Origin of the sequence: Paraburkholderia phymatum (genome assembly GCF_040965635.1) — a bacterium.
Lineage (GTDB): Bacteria > Pseudomonadota > Gammaproteobacteria > Burkholderiales > Burkholderiaceae > Paraburkholderia > Paraburkholderia phymatum_B.
This window is the reverse complement of the sequence record NZ_JBFRCH010000077.1, coordinates 1-3,431: the sequence shown is the minus strand read 5'-3', so window position 1 is coordinate 3,431 and position 3,431 is coordinate 1. Positions and strand designations below refer to the sequence as shown.

Annotated in this window: 3 protein-coding genes and 1 pseudogene; 1 reads left to right on the top strand and 3 read right to left on the bottom strand. The window is 58.9% G+C overall.

The features are described from left to right. The 3 genes from AB4Y32_RS40085 to AB4Y32_RS40075 all read right to left on the bottom strand — a co-directional run. On the bottom strand, positions 1–382 hold a 382-nt coding region (locus AB4Y32_RS40085), incomplete at its 3' end, for a nitrilase-related carbon-nitrogen hydrolase (RefSeq protein ID WP_368726527.1). A 74-nt stretch (positions 383–456) separates the two neighbouring features. After that, positions 457–936 carry a MarR family winged helix-turn-helix transcriptional regulator gene (locus AB4Y32_RS40080; protein WP_368726526.1) on the bottom strand — a complete coding sequence of 160 codons (480 nt, stop codon included), beginning with the start codon at positions 934–936 and terminating at the stop codon, positions 457–459. A 314-nt stretch (positions 937–1,250) separates the two neighbouring features. Continuing rightward, a complete protein-coding gene (locus AB4Y32_RS40075) occupies positions 1,251–1,685 on the bottom strand; it encodes a helix-turn-helix domain-containing protein (protein ID WP_368726525.1) in 435 nt (144 codons plus the stop codon). A 519-nt stretch (positions 1,686–2,204) separates the two neighbouring features. Between AB4Y32_RS40075 and AB4Y32_RS40070 the strand changes: the two are divergent. After that, positions 2,205–3,108: pseudogene (locus AB4Y32_RS40070) on the top strand (SDR family oxidoreductase). Positions 3,109–3,431: the final 323 nt, after the last annotated feature.

The window sequence follows — 3,431 nt, the reverse complement described above, 5'->3', positions numbered from 1 at the left end:
TGCGGCGGCGCTGGATCAGCGTGCCGTCGGCATCGAAAAGCAATTGTGTGTTGTACAGCGTGCCGCCGTCGCGTTCATTGACGCCAATGGACACAACCATGCCGGCGTTTCGCGCGGCTTCTCCGATTGCGTCGGTAGCGGCGGACGGCACGGTCACGGCCTGCTCGAGCAGGCGCAGATGTTCGGTGCCCGACAGAAGCTCGATGCCCGTCTGGACGGCCGCAAAGTAAGGGTAATAAGGCACGACCGTTTCGGGGAAGGTGGCGAACTGCACGCCTTTCTGGCCGAGTTCGTGGATCTTCTGCACGACCTTGGCGACGGTTGCTTCACGGCTATAGAGCACCGGGCTGAACTGGACGGCGGCGGCTTTGACGACTTTCATGACAGACTCCTCGACGAGGGGGATGGGTACCTGGCGTTGGTCGATGTTGCATATGCAACATCGATCGAAAAATTTCAGTTCAAGCGCAGTGGCAATTCGCGCGCAATATTCGCGAGCTCATGAGCGCCGCCTTCGCCGAGGAGGTGCGTCGCGTGGCGCTGTGCAGCCGACCACGCGCTCGCAGCGCTATTGAGCAGCGTCTTGCCTTCGTGCGTGAGCGAGAGCGGGCGTCTTCGACCGCCGCTCGCCGGGACACCTTCGGCAACCCAGCCCTGCGCGATCAGCGGCTGCAGATTCCTTGTCAGCGTCGATCGCTCGTGGTGGTTCCTTCGGCTGAGGTCCGAGCGGCTAATGGGCCCGAACTCCGCGATCAGCACGAGCAGCGAAAACTGCGGCGCCACAATGCCGAACGGGCGCATCGCATCGTCATAGATGGAGGTCAAGACGCGGGAAATCTGTCGGGCACGTGTCAGCAGACAATTGCGCGCGATCCGGCTACTCAGCGATTCATCCGCTGTGCGGTCCAGTTCAACGGTTTCGTTCTCGAGTTGCATATGCACTACCTCGGTAAGCCCAATTTCTGCGGTACGGCGTTCTGCTCGCGATGGGCGTATTTGAGCGGAAGAACGTATCCCGCTCATGTCCGAAAGTCGGTGGTGTGTAAGCGTGCGTATCCTTTTATGTTCTTGATACGTTGGGATACAAAAGGACAGTGCGGCGCGAAAGAGAAGTCAGCGCAGTGAGCCAGTTGATGTTTAGGCTGATGCCGAGATCGCCGTTGATAGACCAGAGCATGATGGTCTTCGGCGACGTGGAAACAGTATTGGAGGGAATGACGAGGGCGGTGGCGTGATGAACTCGCAAGATCTCAGCCGCGACTGCGGCGCAACTCGCCTTCTGCATTCACCGCCGTGGCACGCGAAAACCGCATTTGATATTCACTCGGCGACAACTCGGTCTTCCGCTTGAACAATTGCCGGAATGTGCTGATATCGCCGTAACCGACACGCTGACTGACCGCCTCAAGCCCAATTGGCCGCGTTTCCAGCAACCGTTTCGCGACCTCGATGCGCAGATTCTGCAGATACGTCAATGGTGCGAGCCCGACGGCTTCCTTGAAACGGCGATTGAGCGTGCGTTCGCTGACAGCAAGCGACGCCGCCAGCTCACTCAACCGGAATCCACCGAAGTTCGCGAGACGGCGCAGCTCTACCTCGAAGGCAAGATTGACCAGTGGTATTCGCTGCAAGATCGAGCCGGGGTGGAGTTCATCCTGAACGTTACGTATGTGGCTCAAGCACATGAAATGCTCGAAGCACTTCCCTTGGGGAAAGCACACCTGATGACATTCTCGCTCCTCCCAATAGGCCCACTGAAGCCGTTGAGCAAGCTTTTGAATCTACCCTCCTCCCAATAGAAAGCGGTAGAGCGTACTGGGCTGCTGCGCCGCCGGTTTTCTTGGAGAGGCAGGCAACGCGTGCGGACTATCTCGCCGTTGTGGCGATGAAGGCGGTAGTACACACAGACGGGCAACGTCATGACGCGCATGAGTCGTTTGATCAAAATGCGCCAATTCGGGGACGCGCAAAGATCCGTGAGGATGCTCTTGCGCCACGCTTCGTTGAGAGTCCCCTCAATCGGATAGGTGCCCTTGTTTGTGTGGGGCCATATTCTGGTCGTCGAGCTTTCCTGGATCGACGACGGCACGCGGCAAGACGTCGTCTGGCCGTTTGAGCTTCTTCCCGGAACTCAGCTTATCCCGCTTCAGAAACACTGCGCGTGCCATCACACAGGAGCGACGCGCTACAGACCAGGGGACCCTATGATTCATCGTTCGCATGGCGGTGTCGCGCGCTACCAGTCGATCTTCAAGGAAGCGCTGTTCGAAGGCCAGGTCATTGTCGTGACGGGTGGCGGCAGTGGCATCGGGCGTTGCACGGCGCATGAACTGGCGGCGCTCGGTGCACGAGTTGTGATCGTTGGTCGCAATCCAGAGAAGCTCGAACGGGTAAAGGCCGAATTGAGGCCGCAGATGGCCTCGTGTCGTCGTATGTTTGTGACATTCGCGACGATGCCACCGTGATAGCAACCATCGAGTCGGTGCTGGCTGCTCATGGCCGCATTGATGCGCTTGTCAACAACGCGGGTGGACAGTTTTGGTCACACCTGAAGGCCATTCCGACCAAAGGCTTTGAAGCGGTAGTGCGTAACAATCTGGTGGGCGGGTTTATTTTCATGCGCGAGGTGTACAACCGCTGGATGGAAAAGCACGGCGGCGCGATCGTCAACATTACAGCGGACATGTGGAACGGGCTGCCCGGCGTCGCACATTCTGGAGCCGCGCGCGCCGCCATGCATTCCCTTACCGAGAGCGCAGCATGCGAATGGGCGGCTTCAGGTGTCCGGGTGAACAGCGTGGCACCTGGGCTTATCGCGTCGAGCGGATTCGACAACTATTCTGGCGAGGCAGCTGAACGCTTCTGAACTACACGAAGACAATACCCGCGCAGCGCTATGGAACCGTGGCGGAACTCTCGGCAGCAATCGTATTCCTTCTTTCGCCCGCGGCGTCTTTCATCACTGGCACCTGCATTCGTGTAGACGGTGGCGCACCGAACGCACGCAGGTCGTGGAAGTTGCAGGAGCACAAAAACAGTGTGCCATTCGAAGGATTCCACCTCGACTCTGCGCCGAGCCTCCTGAAAGAGACGAGGCGCAGTGAGTGATCGTCTGACGGCCTTCGCAAGGAAGGCCGTCACGTCACGTCGCGAGGCGTGATAGGCCTGGTCCGTGCCAATGGGTCGTTTTCTGCCCGCTGGCGTTACGGTGTCCGTCAGCCGTGTGTTGCGTATCTGGCAACACGGTGAGTCCATTCGCCGCCTACCGCCTCGCGCCCTTGCTCATAGCAAGTCCAGGCTCTAGCTGAGCGTGAGCACGTAAATCGATGGGAATTCGGGGCGTTTTGAGCAGCTTGCGTGATGTAGCGGAGGGGATCTCCCTCAGGCATCTTGCACAAACGACGCCCAAGGGAGAGTCTCTTGTCTGCCAG

What these genes read in the sequence shown, in the direction of transcription:
- AB4Y32_RS40075 (WP_368726525.1), bottom strand. Translation starts at nt 1,685, where the DNA reads ATGTGCTTGAGCCACATACGTAACGTTCAGGATGAACTCCACCCCGGC.
- AB4Y32_RS40080 (WP_368726526.1), bottom strand. Translation starts at nt 936, where the DNA reads ATGCAACTCGAGAACGAAACCGTTGAACTGGACCGCACAGCGGATGAA.